Here is a 17,085-nt window from a genome sequence, read left to right as displayed (position 1 = left end):
CGCCCTGAACGATTCATCGGCTTTCGTTCGCTCATGATACCGCAATTGGATCCATGTCCAGGCGCAATGCCTGCTCAACCACCTTCATAAGAGCTTCGTCGGATATGTCGGGATTGATTTTGACAAGGCCCACCAAGCCGAATATGACCACGCAGAACATCTCGTACACCAGATCTATTTCAATATGGTGGTATTCCGCGTACTCCACTACGATATGATCGTGAATGCAGTCCACCGTTTCACGCACGGCGCGCACGTCGAACGAGTCGCGCATCCCCAGCTCTTCGAGCACGCGAATCATCGGACGCTGATTGCCCTCCGCGTCGTACAGCGCGCGCCGAAACGTGGCGATGCAGGTTTTAAGGGATCCGGGCGTATCGCCGAACGCGCGCGATTCGTTCCACACGACTACGCTTTCCACCAGGTCTTCTACGTAGTCGTCCAGCACCGCATCGATGACGGCTTGCTTGTTTTCGAAGTAGTAGTAGACCAGTTCACGCGTGACGCCCGCCTCTGCCGCAATGTCCTTCACGGTAGTCGCGCGCACGCCTTGCCGCTCGAACAGCGAACGGGCCGCGGCCATGATATCCCCCGCCGGGCCATCGAGTCGCTTGCGCTCGATCAAAGAACGCCCGCAATCGCGCCGCGCCGGCTCGTATCTGGTCTGTCGGGTGCCCAACCGCATTGCATCTCCCCTCGCGCCGAAACGCGCATGGACGCGCACAGGGCGATCCTGTGCGCGTCCATTATACGAAAGATGACTCTGTTCAGTCATGGCGAAGATGCGTTGCGCGTCAAGCGGCTGCCGGCGCGGGGCGCAGTCGCCCTCGCGCCGACGCATGCTAACGGTTTTCCTGGGCGACCCGCTGGTACGCCTTCGTATCGGCGTACAGCTCGTCCTTCACCGGGTTCAACTTGCAGCGGCGAATCTTGCGGAACTGGTAGACGGCAAGCGCCACGTTCGACGCAAGCGCCACCAAGCTCACCGCGAAGAACGCAGCCGGATTATGCGTGGTCGGAATTGGAGCCAGCACATCGGCGAACTGGGGCACCGTCATAACGAACATGATCCACAAGCCCAGCGTTTGAGCACGATGCTGCAGCCAAGCGCCCTTCTTGATGAAGAACGTGGGAATCGTGCATGCCAGCAGCAGCGCCAAGCCGCAGTAGGCGGAGTGGTCGGAAATGCAGTTGTACGTGTAGGCGAAGTTCCACAGATCGTACGCGATGATCCATGCCCAAATCATGTCGGGCCAAATCATGTCCTTAGACGAGTCCTTCGAGATGAAGATGCCGAACCAACCGCAAATGGTAACGATATTCAAAATGCCCGCAATGCCGTTCATGATGTTCCACGGACCCGAAATCGTCCACAGGTTCTCGACGATACCGCCCTGCCATAGCCCGAAGCTGAACACCTGGAAATCGCGGATGACCGCTTCGGCAATATTGATCGCCAGAATAAGAGGCGGGAAGCACAAGGCCCACTTCTTTTCGTACAGATGGTGCACCTTGCCGTCCTTGCCGCGCCACTTCACGAAGCGCAGCGCGATGAATCCCAGGCAGCCGGCCAACGCCGAGTACGTTTTCACCCAGTTGAACCACGTGCCCGTACCGTATTCGTTGCCAGGCGCCGCCGTAGTCGGCCACACGAACACGGTCAAAACGATAGGCACCACGGCAAACAGCGCAATGCCCGCCCACAGCGACGTGCGGCCCAGTTCGTTGAACGCCATAAGCGCAAACAGGATGAACAGCCAAATGGCCCAGTACAGCGGATCGGCCGCTTGATACAGAATGCCCACGAGAATCGCCCCTTTGCAAACTCTCTTGCGGCGAACCCCTCCGTCGCCACCCATACGCCCCGCAGTATACGAGGGGCTTTCAAGGAAGTCTTTCACACAAGGGGTCCTTTTGTGAAAGAAGCCGAATCGCAGACGATGCTAGACTGGCGCCAAGCGCGCCACCTGGGAAAAGAGCGCGAATGCCGTCGCGAAAGACGGCCAGGTCGTTTCGGCAGAAAGGGGATTCGCCATGACCGTGCCCGTTTGGGTCACACCCGTCTCCATGGTTGTCTACACCGTGTTGCTCATGCTGCTCACCGAGTTCATGAGGCGACATTACCGCACGTCAATGTGGGTATGGGTAATTTCTCTGATTACCGTTCCGCTTTGGATCGCCAACATTCCGGGCGACGACTGGTTCCGCTGGGCCAAAAACCTGTCCGTCATTTTGCCGCTCATCTTCGCGGGGCTCGGACGCATCGCCGCCGTCGAGCAGAAAGACACTCCTTTCTGGCGGCTCATGCGCAAACGCTGGGTTCGATGGGTGCTGTACGGAATCGTGTTCTGCAACATTGCCGAAGCCACGCTGCGCGACGTGCAGATGGGCAATACAATGAACGCCCTAGCTGGATTCATCCTGTGCATTACCATGCCCTTCGGTGACAAATTCTGGAAATACGACACTTCCAGCCATGGCGAGATCCTGTCCTACACCGTACCCATGTGGAACTTCCTCTACACCACCTGGAACGCCTGCTTCGTGTACGCCGAGGGCCATGAGTTCTTCGCTTCCACCTGCTGCATCCTGGCAGCGGCCGAATTGTATCCCATCGTCATGCGAAGGCCGGAACTCTACATCACCGGGCGTATTTACACGCTTGGCGCGCACCTTTTGCTGCGCAGCTGCTTCCCGCTTTTGTTCCCCACCATCATGAACAGTGCTTCCTGGTTCAACCCCGAAGTCATGTACTGGTGGGGCATGGTCAACGGCATCATCGGCATCCCATTCGTATTCTGGTACTGCTACCAGCTCAACAGCGGAAAGGCGCCGGTAACGTTTCGTCGCGGCGCCGCGCGTCAGAAGTACCTGGAAGGCCGCGCAAACGGCACTATCGACGAATACGGCGACCCGGTAGCGCCGCCCACCGGCGCATAGAGGTCGACACCAGCTGCTCAAGAAGGTTTCGTCCAGAACGCACGAAGGCCCGGTCGGACTCGCCCCGCGAGCCGTCCGGGCCTTCGGCGACAATGCCGAAAACGACGTGGAACGTGGCGCGGAATTGCGGGTTTGCGCTTCTGGATACGCACCTTCGACAATCGTTGAGGGTACTGCACTTTGCTGGCCTGGACCGTTGATGCAAGCGCACAAAACAACCGCGCCCGATAAGCCGCGCAAGGAGCGCAGACCCGCGATTTCGCGCCACGTTCTGCAGCCGCCGCGCGTCGACAACAGCTCAACGGCAGAATTGGACGCATCGGCGCCGTGCCAACAGGAGCGCACTGCGAGCAGAACTCAACTTGCAGGCCGCAACCCTTGGACCGCAAAGCCGTCCTCGTAAAACCCTACCCGCGCTTCGAGGTGTCGCCAAGCGCAGCAAGAGCGGCACCGTAGCCGCCGGACCCGTAACTCAAGCACTTCGACACGCGCGCGATGGTCGTGGCCGACGCACCGGTAGCTTCTTCAATGGCCGCGTACGACTTCCCCGCATCAAGCTGTCGAGCCACAGCCAATCGTTGCGAGGTATCCTTGATCTCTCGAATAGTGAACAGGTCTTCCAACAGGGCGAAAATGGTGTCTTCGTCGTCGAGCGCAGCGAACACGTGCAGCAGATCTTCAACTTCGGGCGTCCTGAGATCGCTCATGCTACTCTCCCATCTTCATGAGGCCGTACTCTATGGAATCCACGATGGCATTCCACGAAGCCTCGATAATGTTTTCCGACACGCCCACGGTTCCCCAACTGCCAGAGCCGTCGCTTGTGGTGATGACAACGCGGGTGATGGCGTCGGTGCCCACGTTCTCGTCCAGGATACGCACCTTGTAGTCCACCAACTCCATGTCTGCTACCTGGGGATAAAAGGCCACGATAGCCATGCGCAGCGCATTATCCAAAGCGCCAACGGGACCCGCGCCTTCGCCGGTGGCCACGAATCGCCGATCGCCTACGTGAATCTTGATCGTAGCTTCGGACATCGCGTCCTTCGCAAGAGCGCCCGTATCCTCGTGGTCGTCCACGATAACGCGAAAACTCTCCAGCGTGAAATGGGGGCGATACGCGCCCAAGTGCCGCTGCAGCAGCAATGCCAGCGAACCGTCGGCGACCTCGTACGAGTACCCGCCCGCCTCGCGCTGCTTGATGTCGTCCAGAATACCCTGAACCTTGTCAAGATGGGGCGTTAGGTCAATGCCCAGCCCGCGTGCCTTCGCCATAAGAGACGCCTTGCCCGCAAGCTCGCTTACCAGCATGCGAGCATTGTTCCCCACGCTTTCCGGCGAAGCATGCTCGTACGCTTCGGGGAATCGGGCGATAGCGCTGGCGTGCAAGCCGCCCTTGTGCGCGAACGCCGAAGCCCCCGTGTACGGATGATGGGTCGGCAGGGCCATGTTGCACGACTCGGCCACGAACTGCGCCACGCTGGTCAGCTGGCGCAGGTTGTCCTTCCCCACGCACGTCATGCCCATTTTGAGCTCAAGATCGGCAATGACCGTGAGCAGATCGGTATTGCCCACGCGCTCGCCGAAGCCGTTCACCGTACCCTGAACCTGCACCGCTCCCGCACGAACCGCCGCAAGCGCGTTGGCCACCGCGCACCCGGAGTCATTGTGGCAGTGAATGCCCAGTTGCTGACCGGGAACGGCAGCAACCGTCGCGCGCACGACTTCCTCCACCTGAAACGGCAGCGCGCCGCCGTTGGTCTCGCACAGATCCACGGAGTCGGCGCCGGCTTCGCTAGCAGCACGCACGCACGCAAGCGCGTACTCGGCGTTGGCAGCATAGCCGTCGAAGTAGTGCTCGGCATCGAACACCACCTGCAAGCCGCAACGCTTCAAAAACGCTACGGAATCGCGAATCATTCGCAGGTTTTCCTCAAGCGTCGTCTGAAGCGCGCGCGTGACCTGGGCATCCCAGGTTTTTCCCACGATAGTGGCAACCGGAGCCCCGCTTGCCACCAAATCAGCAAGACCTTGGTCTTGCTCGGCGGCGACGCCTTTTTTGCATGTGGACCCAAACGCCGCTATGCGCGCGTGGCGAAGCGGGAGGGTTTGCACGCGCTGGAAAAACGCTATATCTTTAGGGTTGGACGCGGGGAAACCTCCTTCGATGAAGTCGATTCCCAGCGCGTCCAACCGCTCGACGATGCGCAGCTTGTCCTCAAGCGACAGCGTGATGCCTTCGCATTGCTCGCCGTCGCGCAACGTGCTGTCGTACGTGAGGATTTTCAATGGCTATACTTCCGCTACCCATTCGGCGTACTCTTCGATGTTGCCATAGACAACGTCGAAGAAGCGCTCCTGCAAAGCGCGCGTAACCTGCCCGGGCTTGCCCACGGTGCGGCCGTCCACAGATCCGATCGGCGTAAGCTCGGCGGCGGAGCCGGTCATGAACACCTCGTCGGCCACGTAGAGATCGGCGCGCGTCAGGCTCTCCTCGATAGCGGGAATCTCCAGGTCATCGGCCAAGCACAGCACCGTGTCGCGCGTGATGCCCTCCAGCAGGCCGTCGGACAGCGGCGGCGTCGACAGGATACCGTCGCGGACAATGAACAGGTTCTCGCCCGTTCCCTCGCACACCAAGCCCGCCTCGTTCAGCATGATGGCCTCGGCGTAGCCGTGCTCCTTGGCCTCCAGCTTCGCCAGGATGGAGTTCATGTAGGAAGCGGTGCTCTTCACCGCAGGAGGAATGGCGTTGTTGGAGCGCTGGCGCCAAGACGACACGCCCACGGCCACGCCCTGCTCGAGCGCATCGGCGCCCAAGTAGCTGTCCCAAGGCCAGCAAGCGATGGCCACGTCGGTCGTCGATCCGGTCGGGTCGACGCCCATCACGCCGTAGCCACGATACACGATGGGGCGGATGTAGCACTTCTCAAGCTTGTTCGCGCGGATCACTTCAAGCGTAGCATCGCACAACTCGTCAACCGTGTACGGCAGATCGATGCAGGCAATTTTGCAGCTGCGATGCAGGCGCTCCATGTGGTCGCGCAGGCGGAATACGTAGCTCTTCTTGGTGTCGGGGTTCTGATAGCAGCGAATGCCCTCGAACACGCCGGAGCCGTAATGCAGCGAATGGGACAGGATGTGCGTCGTGGCATCCGCCCAGGGGACCAGCTCCCCGTTTTTCCAAATGTACTCGACTTCTGTGATGCCTGCCATATTCATCCCTTCTCGCTGACACCGGAACCGTTACCGTCTGCAATGGTCACACCGCTGCGGTTTGACCGCAATGGGCAAAAGGGCGAGTCCATACGGTTTGACGTGCAGATTTCGTCTAAGCTACCGCGTTTATTGTACTCCAATGCGCTAAAGCGAACGCACCGGTTCCGGCAAAGGGTCGCCGATTCGACGAAAGGGACAGAAAAGGCAAACCGAGCGCGTCGCCGCCCAAAGCAGCCGGGCGGCACCTCCGCGCTTTCCGCGCTCCCGCGCTGCGCCCAAGAGCATCAAGAGCACCTCCGAAGCGCGCCCAGCCCCCCCCCCTGAAACCGGAGGCAGAACGGAACCGGCCGCTGGCAACCGATAGGAACTAGCCTCTCAAAACCTCGACGATAGTGCGGTCGGTCCTCAACTCGGCATCCCAAATCTCGAACGCCAGCAGAGTGTCGATACCGGATGCAGTTCGCGCCTCCTTGAAAACCTCGCGATAGCACAATTCGAACGTTTCGCGCTCGACCCGCCGGCCGCAAAACGTGCCGCCCGGCAGCGCAAGCAGGCGCATGCCGCGCTCCTGCGGCGGCGCGGCCAGCTCTTCTCCCGGCAGTGCCTGCACCTCAAGCGCAACGTACCAGGACGGCTCCGGCGCCTCGGCCCCCTCCTTCCCGCCATCGCCCGGAAGGCAAATCATGCCCTGCAAGAACAACGGCGCCATGGATGCGCGCTTCGTTTCGCCGTACAGCTCGGACATAGCCCTCGTATAGCGCTTCGCATCGAACGCAGCGCGGCCCCAGGGCATCACCAAAAACGTGCGCTTTCCCAGCACGCGCTCGTACGGGGCCGGCGAGGTGCGCAACGCATGCTGTACGGCAATCTCGCGACGATACCCGTCCAATTCCAGCAGAATGGCCTGCGTGTCGCGCAGCTTTTCCTTTGCCAAAATGTACGCGCGCTCCAACAGGGACGATATATCCATCGCGCCGCAGTCGGACACGTAGTCGGCCAGCTCTTTCAGCGGCACGCCCAGCTGCACGCACGACACGATCACGTCCAGTTCGTTCATCTGACGCAGCGCATAGTAACGATAGCCGGTATCGGGGTTCACGTACGCGGGGCGCAAAACGCCAATGCGCTCGTAATAGCGCAGCGCCTTCACGCCCACGCCCTTGAGGTGGGCCACTTCGCCGATAGACAGCAGGTCGTTTCTCATGGCGCTCCTCTGCATTCTGCATATAAAGCAATTGACTCTCCCCTTAGGGGATACTTTAGGATATCAGAACTTGGCCAATCGGAGCCAAGCGAATAGGAGGAATCATGTCGCCCTACGTGCTGCTCGGCATCGCCGTCATCTTCGAGGTGTTTGCCGACTCCATGATGAAGCTCTCGAACGGCTTCACGCGAAAAGCGCCCATTATTGGCATCGTCATTGGATACATCGTTGCGTTTTACCTGATCGCGCAAACACTCGAGCAGCTACCGCTCGGTTTCGCCTACGCAGTATGGACCGGCCTCGGCATTGCGCTCACTGCCGTGGTGGGCACCGTATTCTGGCATGAGGGCCACAATGCGAAGAAGATCGTGGGCCTTATAGCCATCATCGCCGGCGTGGTCGTTTTGAAGATGGGAGTGTAATCATGGACCGTGTACATCCCTATGCGCTGCTCAGCGTGTCCATTATCCTCGAAGTATTCGGCACTACCATGATGAAGCTGTCGGAAGGGTTTTCCGCACCGCTGTTCACCGCGCTGACCCTTGCGGGCTATCTCGTGTCGTTCACGCTGCTCACGTTCACGTTGAAGCACCTGCCGCTCGGCCTCGTGTACGGCATCTGGGGCGGCGTGGGCACCGTACTGACGGCCGCCATCGGCATTATCGCCTGGGGCGATCCCTTCAACGTAATCACGTGCGTGGGCATTGCGCTGGTCGTCGGCGGCGTGGTGCTGCTGAACCAAGGCACGCAAGAGCTGGAAGATGCGCGCGAAGCGGCGAAGGACGCGCAGCAAGCCTAAGCCGATGCAGAGCGCCAGCCCCCGAAAGTCGCAGGACAAAAAAGCGCCCCGATTCGTTTTGCGAATCGGGGCGCTGCTCGTTTCCTTACACGTAGAACAGAATGTCGTTGTACGTGGGAACTGGCCACATATCGCGATCCACCAGTATCTCCATGCTGTCCACAGCCGCGCGCAAAGCTTCCATGACGGGAACGATCTCGTGGGCGTACACGTTCGCCTTTTCCTGCTCGTTCTCCATCTTCTGTGCAGCGTGATGCATCGAGTCAAGCTTCTGCAGATGCGTGTCGATCTCCTTGATGCCGCCCAGCAACTTATGCAGCAACGTTTCCTGCTGGCTGGTCTCGGCGCCAGGAGCCGCCGTTTTGAACGCCGTGATGCTGTCGGCAATCTCGGCCGCATACGCGTTGATAGCTGGCAAGAATGCGCGGCGCACCATGCGCTTCATCGTACGCACCTCAATGTTCAGCAGCTTGGTGTACTTCTCCAGCTTCACCTCGTAGCGGCTACGAACCTCAATCTCCGACAGCACGCCGAACTCTTCGAACAACGCGATGCTCTTCGGATCGACGAAGCACGGAAGCGCGTCGACGGTGGTCTTGTAGTTCGCCAGCCCGCGACGCTCGGCCTCGACCTGCCATTCCTCGGAGTACCCGTTTCCGTTGAAGATAATGCGCTGGTGCTTCGCGAGCGTCTTCTTCACGTACGCGATGGCCGCCGCCTCGAACTCTTCGCCCGACTTGCCCTCCATGGCGTCGGCGAATTCCTTGAGGCTTTTCGCCATGGCCGTGTTGAGGATCATGTTGCAATCGGACAGGTTCACCGCAGAGCCGGGCATGCGGAACTCGAACTTGTTGCCCGTAAACGCGAAGGGGCTGGTGCGGTTGCGGTCGGTGTTGTCCTTGAGGAAGTTCGGCAGTACAGCAACGCCCAGGTCCATGGCCACTTTTTCCGCATTCGTGTACTCATGCCCGTCAACGAGCGCATCCACGATGGCGTCCAGCTCGTCGCCCAAGAAAATGGAGATGATGGCCGGGGGAGCCTCATCCGCCCCCAGGCGATGATCGTTGCCCGCCGACGCCACCGACATGCGCAGCAATTCCTGGTAATCGTCGACCGCCTGGATGACGCCCGTCAAAAACACCAGGAAGCGCAGGTTGTCCATGGGGCTTTCCCCGGGCTCGAGCAGGTTCGTCTTGCCCTTGGAAAGCGACCAGTTGTTGTGCTTGCCCGACCCGTTGATGCCCGCGAACGGCTTCTCGTGCTGCAGGCATACAAGACCGTAGTGGCTGGCCAGAAGGCGCATCTTCTCCATGGTCAGCAGGTTTTCGTCGATCGCCCGGTTCGCGTTGGTGAAGATGGGAGCCAGTTCATGCTGAGCGGGGGCCACCTCGTTGTGCTTCGTGCGCGCCGACACGCCCAAAGCCCACAGCTCGTTGTCGAGCTCTTTCATGAACTCGTTGACCGAAGGGCGAATGGCGCCGAAGTAATGCTCTTCCAGCTCCTGCCCCTTCAGCGGCGCATAGCCGAACAGCGTGCGCCCGCACATGATGAGGTCCTGGCGCTTCGCGTAGTCTTTCTCGGAAATAAGGAAGTACTCCTGCTCGGAACCCACGGTGGGCACCACGCGCTCGTGCGGCTCGCCGAACAGGGCCAGCACGCGATTCGCCTGCTCGTCGATGGCGCTCATCGAACGCAGCAGCGGGGTTTTCTTGTCAAGCGCCTCGCCCGTGTAGCTGCAAAACGCCGTGGGAATGCATAGAACCTCGTCCTTGATGAAGGCGTAGGACGTGGGATCCCAGGCCGTGTAGCCGCGCGCTTCGAACGTGGCGCGCAAACCGCCGGAAGGGAAGCTCGAGGCATCCGGCTCGCCTTGGATCAGCTCTTTTCCAGAAAAGCTCATGATGGCGCGCCCGTCGCTGCACGGGTCGAGGAAGCTGTCGTGCTTCTCCGACGTAATGCCCGAAAGAGGCTGGAACCAATGCGTGAAGTGCGTAGCGCCCTTCTCCATAGCCCATTCCTTCATGGCATGAGCCACGACGTTCGCAACCTCGATTTCGAGCGGCTTGCCCTCTTTGATGGTCTTGAGCAGGCTCTTGTACGTTGCGGAAGGCAATCGCTCCTGCATCGTATGCTCGTTGAACACCATCGAGCCATAGATATCCGAAATCATCGCCATCGGCGTGCGCTCCTAACTTGTCGCATTCAAGGCGTGGCCCTTCCCCTGCGCGCAATCCGCCACACCCCCGTTGAGTCATCCGCATACGATAGCACGGCCGCAGGGGAAAACGCGCCTTCATCTTGCCTTATTCAAATTAACGGCGAAATGTTTCAAGAAGTTTTCGAACCTCGGAATTACGGCCGAAGCCGTAGGTTTGGGCGCGAATCGGCACCTGTGACAATTTTCGGCGCGCCCGAACCCCCATGTTGGCTGCATCTTGAATTACGACCAGGCATTTTGTCCGTGGGCCACGCGCAAGCAAGCCCTCGAAACCCCTCCGCAGCGTCGTAGGTGCCAATTCGCGTCCACATGCCAAGCTCGGCCGCCCCTCCCCGCAGCCAAAAGCCGGAGTCTCCCCGCAACCATACGTCATTGCAAGCGCCGCCGCCGAGCAATACAATATGCTTGCGTTTTGCGCGCCGCGCAACGCAATCGCAAGCGGCGCCGCGCATTGGAAAGGAGCACGCTACATGGACGCCCTCTGCTCCATGCTCATTGTCGACGACTCCAGAATCGATCGCACGCTTTTGGCCAATATGTTCGCCGAATCGTACTCCATCCTGGAAGCAACCAGTGGGCAGGAAGCTCTCGCCGCCATGGCCGAACGCAAGGTCGACGTCGTCGTACTCGACATAGACATGAAAGGCATGAACGGATTTGCGCTCATCGACGCGATGAAGGCCGACCCGTCGCTTTCAGATATACCCATCATCGTGGAAACCGGCGAATCGGCTCACGAGGAGCCGGCGCTTTTGCGCGGCGCAGATGACTTCATAGCGAAGCCCTTCAACACGACCGTCGCCCGCCGACGCGTCGACAACATCGTCACGAAGCACGTGCTTGAACGGGAGCAGCTGCAAGCAGCGCTGCGCGAAACCGAGCTCCTTGCCGCCCATCGCGCGCAAGAGCTCCTTTACGCGGCAGAACACGACGGCCTCACGGGCTTGTACAACCGTGCTGCGTTCTGCCGCAAAACCGCCGAACTGCTCAAGTCCCGTCCCCATGAAGCGTTCGCCATCGTGCAATTCGATATCGAACGTTTCAAGATATTCAACGAGCTGCACGGCAGCACCCGAGGCGACGAGGTTCTGAAGGTCATCGCGCAATGTCTCGACAAGACCATACGAGATCGCGGCGTATACGGACGCATGGAGGCGGATCATTTCGCGCTATGCCTGCCCAAAGATATGGCCCTGAGCGACAATCTGGCAACGCAGCTAGAACTTGCCCTCGCCAACGCGGAAGCGGAACACGAGATCGTGCTTTACTTCGGCATGTACGAAATAACGGACCGCACGATGCCGGTCGACATCATGTGCGACCGCGCGACGCTTGCGCTGCGTTCCATCAAAGGAAATTACAACACCCGATTCGCCCTGTACGACTCCAACATGCACCAGTCGCTCATCGTAAAGCACACAATGAAAGCCGAAGGGGAACGTGCGCTCGAAAAGAGGGAGTTCGAACCGTTCATCCAGCCCATTTTCAACCTTGCCTCGGGCGCTCTTGTCGGCGGCGAGGCCCTCGTCCGCTGGCGCCATCCCGACAAAGGTCTTATCCCGCCGGGACAGTTTCTTCCCTTTTTCGAGAACAGCGGCTTCATCGTCCGCCTCGATAGCCACATCCGAGAAGAAGTCTGCTGCTTTCTCGCTTCCATGGAAAGCAGCGGGATTGCCCCGGTCCCCCTGTCGGTCAACATATCGCGTCTGGAATTCTACGACCCGCACCTCTGCGACAATCTTGTCGACCTGGTAAAACGGTATAAACTTCCGCCCTCGCGATTGCGACTGGAAATCACCGAAAGCGCGTACGCCGACAACCTTCCGCAATTGCTGCAGGCAATGGGAAAACTGCAGCGATTCGGATTCACCGTGCTCATGGACGATTTCGGAACGGGGTATTCGTCGTTGAGCATGCTCCGCGACGTTCCTATCGACATGATCAAGCTCGATATGCGCTTCCTCGGCGGGGAAAGCAGGAACCGCGCCCGCGAAGAAAGCATCTTGCGAGCTATAGTTCCCATGGCAAAATCCCTCGGCCTCCCGGTTATCGCGGAAGGCGTGGAAACCCGCGACCAGGCATCGCTGCTCGAAAGCGTCGGATGCGACCTCGTGCAAGGATACCTGTACGCGCAACCCATACCGAAAGATGAATTCTTGGCACTCGCAGTGCGCGAAACCGCGAAAAACGCCCTGAAGCAGAAAGCCTGAGGCACTTTATGGATAATCGGCTTCAACAACTCGAAACACTGGGCATCGACGTCGAAACCACCCTCAAGCGGTTTTGCGGCAATGCGAACCTGCTCATGTCCATGCTTGAGGTGTTCGTTCGGGAGGACACCCTTGAGAAGCTTCCCGAAGCGATGCGCGCGAAAGACTACGAAGCTGCGGAAAGCATCGCTCACGCCGTGAAAGGAACGGCTGCGAACTTGGGGCTCGCATCCCTCAGCGCGCGATGCGATGCCCTGGTACAAGCAATACGGGCGAATCATCTGCACAATGTCGACGATCTGGCCCTGGCGGCGCTTGAAAGCTACCGGACGGCGCGAGCGAACATCAACGCGCTCTCTTAGCGCGGTCGCGGAATCGCGCAAGCAAACCTGCGCTTGAACCCCGCCGCGCTCCTGCCGAAAGCTATCTTTTCAGCAAACGACCCAGCACGTCGAACACCTCGTCGATATCCAAAGGCTTGGTAACGAACTCGTTCATCCCCGCGTCACGCGCCGCGTCCTCGCTCTCTTTGAACGCATTTGCCGTCATCGCAACAATGGGGATTTCACGCGCATCGGACCGAGGCAGAAGCCGAATGGCACGCGTGGCTTCCACGCCGTCCATAACGGGCATCCTCATATCCATGAGCACGGCATCGAACTCGCCGAGCCGACTTGCAGCAAACAGGTCTACCGCCTGCCGGCCGTCAATCGCCCAGGTCACCCGAGCACCATGCAACTCCAGCACATTCGTCGTGATAGCTGCGTTTACCGACCCATCCTCCACAAGCAGAATATGGAACCCTTTGAATAGCTCCCGATCCACCGAACGATCCCGCCTGGGTTCAGGAGTTCCCATTGCAAAGACAAGGGAGAAGCTGAACTCGCTTCCTGAACCAAGTTCGCTGCGAACCTGCAGTTCACCGCCCATAAGACGCACTAAGCTCTGGCAAAGCGGCAGACCGAGACCAGTCCCTTGGCTCTTCGAAGCAGCTGAGCCCACTTGGGCGAAAGCGTTGAATATGCGCCTCTGATCTTCAGGGGAAATGCCCACGCCGCTGTCAGCAACGCCGAAAAAGAACGTCGCCCGCTCCCCGTCGAAACCCGTCTCCTCAACAACAAGCCTCACGACACCGCCCTCGGGCGTGAACTTGATGGCATTCGACAACAGGTTCGAAAGCACCTGCTTCAATCTCAGAGAATCGCCCACGACGCCTTCATGAGAAACCTTCGTTACCACCTGCAAATCGATGATCCGGGCATCAGCTTGCGCTTGCATCATATCCTGAAGTTCGGCAACGTTTTCCGTCAATGAAAAGGGCTCGTAGGCAATATCCATCATGCCGTTTTCCACACGACTGGTATCAAGAACGTCGTTGAGCAAACTCAGCAAATAGTCCGACGACGCTCGAAGTCGCGCTATGTTCTTGCGCAAGGCTTCCGGATCGTCTTTCTGCATATCCAGAACATCGGTAATGCCCACAACGGCATTCATAGGAGTTCGTATCTCGTGGCTCATTCGAGAAAGAAACTCGCTTTTTGCACGGCCCTCCGCAGCCACCCGCTCGGCCTCAACGCGCATATCGGCCGCACGCACCCTCGATCGCGTTACGCCAACGGCAATAGCCAGAATCAGAAGCACCGTCACAGCAGCCAGGCCGGCAACCAGCATTGGATTTGCGCTCAAGTAGTCAACCAGTGTAAGGGTACCGTACCCCGCAGTTATTCGATTCTCCTCAACCGCCGCTGCCTTTTCATTGACGGACATGCTGTTAAGGCTCTTGTTCACGATAGTCAGAAGATCGGGATCTGCCGGACGCGGCAGTGCGAAGCAGATATCGGTCGCGCTGCCCGTTAAAGAGACCGGGACGACGTTGGAGTACACCCCCTGCTGCATCGCGCCCTCGATTTGAACGGACAAACCGAACACGACGTCAGCCTGACCCTTATCCACCATATTAAGCGCTTCGTGCTCGCTCTTGACGTAGCGCACATCTCCCGTCGGCACATCGCTGGGAATCTGCGTACCCTCAAGCGCGACATAGCGCAAATTCTCAGAAGGATACGCAACAAGCTTGTTGCGAGCAACCAGATTGCTGAATGTCGCATACGAGGAGGACAGAGCCAAGCCGGCTTGCGCCGCATCGTCTTCGTCGCCCAAGAAAAAGCCCAGCATATCCACCTGGCCACTGCGCAGCGCGTCAAGGGCAGCACTGTACGATTCGACGTACAGGCAATCAACGTTCAAGCCGGAAAACGCCTCAATCCTATCGAGGAATCGATAGACCACGCCCCCAACCCGACCGTCCTCCGAGTTGCCGCCTACGCTCAAAGGGCTATAGTCGCAAGGAAGCGCCACTGTTATCGATTTCTTTTTCTCTACGTACAGGCGCTCTTGATGGTTAACGCGATACATGTTGATGTCTGCGTCGGGAAAGTTTCTAGCGTACGCCTCTTCCGCGAAGTTAGGATTCGCCTCCATAATATGCTCCAGGGCCCAGTTCAGACCATCTAGCACGTCTTGGTTTTCGGGGGTCGTCACCAAATAATGAGGCTGCCCATCAAAAATCGCAGCAGGGCGATAAGCACCCGTATTGTCAACGGCGTTTCCCAACAGCAAGTCGACCTCCCCGCTATCAAGCAGGTACTCCAGGGACCCGTCGACGAACTCATCAATCGTGTACTTCTTAATCGTACAGTCGATATTCTCCGTAGCCAGAAAGCCTTCTAACCGCCGTACGTTTTCTGTAGCTCGAGCCGACACGGCAATCGTTTTGCCGTTCAAATCGGCATAATCGTATCCGCGAATACTTCCGTCATCCCATCGCGAGAACAGCACCGATTTCGAAGGGCCGCAGCTGTATTCGGGATAGGCTATCCGCGACGCAGCCGCAGCAACGTAGTACGTGCCGCCTAAAAGATCGTACTCGCCCGACGTAAAGTTGCTTAATGCGAAATCGTCCGAAACGGTCACGTACTCGTATTCCCAGCCGGTGTACTTCGCGATTTCATTCAGATAGTCAACAACCAGCCCGCGATGAGAGCCGTCCTCGTCCGTCATGGAGAATCCTTCAACTTGAGGAAACAGCACGCGCAAAGGAGCACGATCGGGCGATTCATCTGCAAACGCAAGCCCTGCGCCCATCGCCGTCAATGCGCACGCAAAGGCGCATGCAAGAATGATCGACCCGAGTTTTTTCATCTCCGTTGCCTTCCGCGATCAGGCTGCGAGCCTAGCCGAGAGACGCCCTCCCACGCTTTCATGGTATACACGCAGACCATTCTCCCGCAAAGCCGGCCCCGCGGCAACAACGCGCAATTGGAGGTAGCAGAGTTCAATCGAGCGCACTACAGCGCAAGTTCGTACAGAACGAACCCTACCGTACCCAAGTCGTCATAGAAAAGGTCATGGATTCCCACTTTCTGAAACCCGCATGATTCGTACAGCCGATGAGATCGTTCGTTATCCGCAAACGTATCCAAGCGCAGGGCCTTCTTCCCGTGCGCCCGCGCGGCGGCTATACCGCCGTTCAGCAAAGTGCGGGCGCATCCTCGCCCATGGTACGCGGGCAGGGTAGCCAGCACATGGATTACCGAGACCTCGCTCAGGTCGGCGGATACGCGCCACGGAACGTTCTCATAACCTGAAGCCCCACTCCCGTTCAGCACCATGGCGGAAGCGATCGCGCCGTCTTCAGGAGCCTCGACAAGGTACGCCTCGCCCGCATCGACCGATGCGCGCAAGAACGTGGGCGACGGATGCTCTCCGTGCTTCCAACGCACGTCGAAATCCGTGCCGCGCATCTCGTCGATCATTCTGGTGTAGAACGCCATGACGCGATCGAACTCGTCCGACAGAGCCGTCCTCGCTTGCAGCATGCGCACATTCCTCCTTCTCACGTTCGCGGCCTTCCCGGCGCGGTGCGCGCGGCCTCGCGCCCACCCGTCCGGAGCCCCCAAGCGCAGAAAGGGCCCCGGAGCCTCTCCCGGCTCCGGGGCCCTCCCCGCGGCCCGCGCGGAATACGCCGAGCGCCCTGCGCGAGCGCGACGTCCTATCCTCCCACAGCCTTGCGCTGCAGTACTTTCGGCGATGGCGGTCTTAACTTCCGGGTTCGGAATGGGACCGGGTGATCCCCGCCTCCAAGGTCGCGCTCGCGCAGGGCGCTTGGGCTCCGCGCGGCTTCTATGCCGCAGGGCGCGCTCTCCGCGCCACCCTGGCGGTTGCACAGCGTTCGGTCGTGACGGACCGCGAATCGGATCCAAGTTGTGGAGACGAAGAGCTCGGGCTATTAGTACCGCTCGGCTGAGGCGATCGCTCGCCTTGCACCTGCGGCCTATCGACCAGGTGTTCTGCCTGGGCCCTTACCGAAAAGAGGACTCATCTTGGAGACGGCTTCCCACTTAGATGCTTTCAGCGGTTATCCGTGCCGGACGTAGCTAGGCAGCCGTGCCGTTGGTCGACAACTGCTGCACCAGAGGTCCGTCCACCCCGGTCC

Annotated in this window: 14 protein-coding genes and 2 rRNA genes; 5 read left to right on the top strand and 11 right to left on the bottom strand. The window is 59.3% G+C overall.

Annotated elements, in window-relative coordinates; genetic code table 11:
* Positions 1-31: 31 nt before the first annotated feature.
* Both ACMNI9_RS10885 and ACMNI9_RS10880 read right to left on the bottom strand, forming a co-directional pair.
* Positions 32-583, bottom strand: a complete 552-nt coding sequence (locus ACMNI9_RS10885) for a TetR/AcrR family transcriptional regulator (RefSeq protein ID WP_225749810.1) — start codon at positions 581-583, stop codon at positions 32-34.
* A gap of 259 nt (positions 584-842) precedes the next feature.
* The gene (locus tag ACMNI9_RS10880) at positions 843-1,805 is read right to left on the bottom strand and encodes a DUF5692 family protein (protein ID WP_114566150.1); all 963 of its coding nucleotides are present in this window, start codon (positions 1,803-1,805) and stop codon (positions 843-845) included.
* Between the two features lie 229 nt (positions 1,806-2,034).
* On the opposite strand from ACMNI9_RS10880, the gene ACMNI9_RS10875 reads away from it, so the two are divergent.
* Complete coding sequence (locus ACMNI9_RS10875) at positions 2,035-2,940, top strand: hypothetical protein (protein WP_418832073.1); 906 nt, start codon at positions 2,035-2,037, stop codon at positions 2,938-2,940.
* A 407-nt stretch (positions 2,941-3,347) separates the two neighbouring features.
* Here ACMNI9_RS10875 and ACMNI9_RS10870 read toward each other — a convergent pair whose 3' ends face one another.
* The 4 genes from ACMNI9_RS10870 to ACMNI9_RS10855 all read right to left on the bottom strand — a co-directional run bounded on the left by ACMNI9_RS10870 (position 3,348) and on the right by ACMNI9_RS10855 (position 7,363).
* Positions 3,348-3,647, bottom strand: coding sequence for a YerC/YecD family TrpR-related protein (locus ACMNI9_RS10870; RefSeq protein ID WP_114566148.1), 300 nt, complete (start codon positions 3,645-3,647; stop codon positions 3,348-3,350).
* Position 3,648: 1 nt separating this feature from the next.
* Entirely contained in the window at positions 3,649-5,229 is a 1,581-nt protein-coding gene (gene cimA, locus ACMNI9_RS10865; protein ID WP_418832070.1) for a citramalate synthase, read from the bottom strand.
* Between the two features lie 3 nt (positions 5,230-5,232).
* A complete protein-coding gene (locus tag ACMNI9_RS10860) occupies positions 5,233-6,156 on the bottom strand; it encodes a branched-chain amino acid transaminase (RefSeq protein WP_114566146.1) in 924 nt (307 codons plus the stop codon).
* A 370-nt stretch (positions 6,157-6,526) separates the two neighbouring features.
* Positions 6,527-7,363 (bottom strand): MerR family transcriptional regulator, encoded by an 837-nt coding sequence (locus ACMNI9_RS10855; RefSeq protein ID WP_418832067.1) that lies wholly within the window; start codon positions 7,361-7,363, stop codon positions 6,527-6,529.
* Positions 7,364-7,467: 104 nt separating this feature from the next.
* Between ACMNI9_RS10855 and ACMNI9_RS10850 the strand changes: the two genes are divergently transcribed.
* Together ACMNI9_RS10850 and ACMNI9_RS10845 are read left to right on the top strand one after the other, a co-directional pair.
* A complete protein-coding gene (locus ACMNI9_RS10850; protein ID WP_418832065.1) occupies positions 7,468-7,785 on the top strand; it encodes a DMT family transporter in 318 nt (105 codons plus the stop codon).
* Positions 7,786-7,787: 2 nt separating this feature from the next.
* Positions 7,788-8,162, top strand: a complete 375-nt coding sequence (locus tag ACMNI9_RS10845; RefSeq protein WP_216530002.1) for a DMT family transporter — start codon at positions 7,788-7,790, stop codon at positions 8,160-8,162.
* Between the two features lie 85 nt (positions 8,163-8,247).
* Here the strand turns inward: ACMNI9_RS10845 and ACMNI9_RS10840 are convergent, their stop codons facing one another.
* The gene (locus ACMNI9_RS10840; protein WP_114566142.1) at positions 8,248-10,338 is read right to left on the bottom strand and encodes a glutamine synthetase III; all 2,091 of its coding nucleotides are present in this window, start codon (positions 10,336-10,338) and stop codon (positions 8,248-8,250) included.
* Positions 10,339-10,850: 512 nt separating this feature from the next.
* On the opposite strand from ACMNI9_RS10840, the gene ACMNI9_RS10835 reads away from it, so the two are divergent.
* Both ACMNI9_RS10835 and ACMNI9_RS10830 read left to right on the top strand, forming a co-directional pair.
* Positions 10,851-12,590 (top strand): putative bifunctional diguanylate cyclase/phosphodiesterase, encoded by a 1,740-nt coding sequence (locus ACMNI9_RS10835; protein ID WP_231088234.1) that lies wholly within the window; start codon positions 10,851-10,853, stop codon positions 12,588-12,590.
* Positions 12,591-12,598: 8 nt separating this feature from the next.
* Complete coding sequence (locus ACMNI9_RS10830) at positions 12,599-12,952, top strand: Hpt domain-containing protein (protein ID WP_114566141.1); 354 nt, start codon at positions 12,599-12,601, stop codon at positions 12,950-12,952.
* Between the two features lie 61 nt (positions 12,953-13,013).
* Here the strand turns inward: ACMNI9_RS10830 and ACMNI9_RS10825 are convergent, their stop codons facing one another.
* The 4 genes from ACMNI9_RS10825 to ACMNI9_RS10810 all read right to left on the bottom strand — a co-directional run.
* On the bottom strand, positions 13,014-15,734 hold the full coding sequence (locus ACMNI9_RS10825) for an ATP-binding protein (protein WP_418832090.1): 2,721 nt from the start codon (positions 15,732-15,734) through the stop codon (positions 13,014-13,016).
* A 203-nt stretch (positions 15,735-15,937) separates the two neighbouring features.
* Positions 15,938-16,468 (bottom strand): GNAT family N-acetyltransferase, encoded by a 531-nt coding sequence (locus ACMNI9_RS10820; RefSeq protein ID WP_418832060.1) that lies wholly within the window; start codon positions 16,466-16,468, stop codon positions 15,938-15,940.
* A 160-nt stretch (positions 16,469-16,628) separates the two neighbouring features.
* Positions 16,629-16,743: ribosomal RNA gene (gene rrf / locus ACMNI9_RS10815) — 5S ribosomal RNA — on the bottom strand.
* A 115-nt stretch (positions 16,744-16,858) separates the two neighbouring features.
* Positions 16,859-17,085 (bottom strand): 23S ribosomal RNA (locus tag ACMNI9_RS10810); the annotation flags it as partial.

Origin of the sequence: Paraeggerthella sp. (assembly GCF_048427265.1) — a bacterium.
In the GTDB taxonomy this organism is placed as follows: domain Bacteria; phylum Actinomycetota; class Coriobacteriia; order Coriobacteriales; family Eggerthellaceae; genus Paraeggerthella; species Paraeggerthella hominis.
Note: the sequence above shows the minus strand (reverse complement) of the source record. Positions and strands in the feature narration are given on the sequence as shown.

Excerpts from the sequence above, each read along its gene's own strand:
- ACMNI9_RS10885 (WP_225749810.1), bottom strand. The coding sequence starts at position 583 with ATGGCCGCGGCCCGTTCGCTGTTCGAGCGGCAAGGCGTGCGCGCGACT.
- ACMNI9_RS10875 (WP_418832073.1), top strand. The coding sequence starts at position 2,035 with ATGACCGTGCCCGTTTGGGTCACACCCGTCTCCATGGTTGTCTACACC.
- ACMNI9_RS10870 (WP_114566148.1), bottom strand. The coding sequence starts at position 3,647 with ATGAGCGATCTCAGGACGCCCGAAGTTGAAGATCTGCTGCACGTGTTC.
- ACMNI9_RS10860 (WP_114566146.1), bottom strand. The coding sequence starts at position 6,156 with ATGGCAGGCATCACAGAAGTCGAGTACATTTGGAAAAACGGGGAGCTG.
- ACMNI9_RS10855 (WP_418832067.1), bottom strand. The coding sequence starts at position 7,363 with ATGAGAAACGACCTGCTGTCTATCGGCGAAGTGGCCCACCTCAAGGGC.
- ACMNI9_RS10850 (WP_418832065.1), top strand. The coding sequence starts at position 7,468 with ATGTCGCCCTACGTGCTGCTCGGCATCGCCGTCATCTTCGAGGTGTTT.
- ACMNI9_RS10845 (WP_216530002.1), top strand. The coding sequence starts at position 7,788 with ATGGACCGTGTACATCCCTATGCGCTGCTCAGCGTGTCCATTATCCTC.
- ACMNI9_RS10840 (WP_114566142.1), bottom strand. The coding sequence starts at position 10,338 with ATGGCGATGATTTCGGATATCTATGGCTCGATGGTGTTCAACGAGCAT.
- ACMNI9_RS10835 (WP_231088234.1), top strand. The coding sequence starts at position 10,851 with ATGGACGCCCTCTGCTCCATGCTCATTGTCGACGACTCCAGAATCGAT.
- ACMNI9_RS10830 (WP_114566141.1), top strand. The coding sequence starts at position 12,599 with ATGGATAATCGGCTTCAACAACTCGAAACACTGGGCATCGACGTCGAA.
- ACMNI9_RS10825 (WP_418832090.1), bottom strand. The coding sequence starts at position 15,734 with ATGGGCGCAGGGCTTGCGTTTGCAGATGAATCGCCCGATCGTGCTCCT.
- ACMNI9_RS10820 (WP_418832060.1), bottom strand. The coding sequence starts at position 16,468 with ATGCTGCAAGCGAGGACGGCTCTGTCGGACGAGTTCGATCGCGTCATG.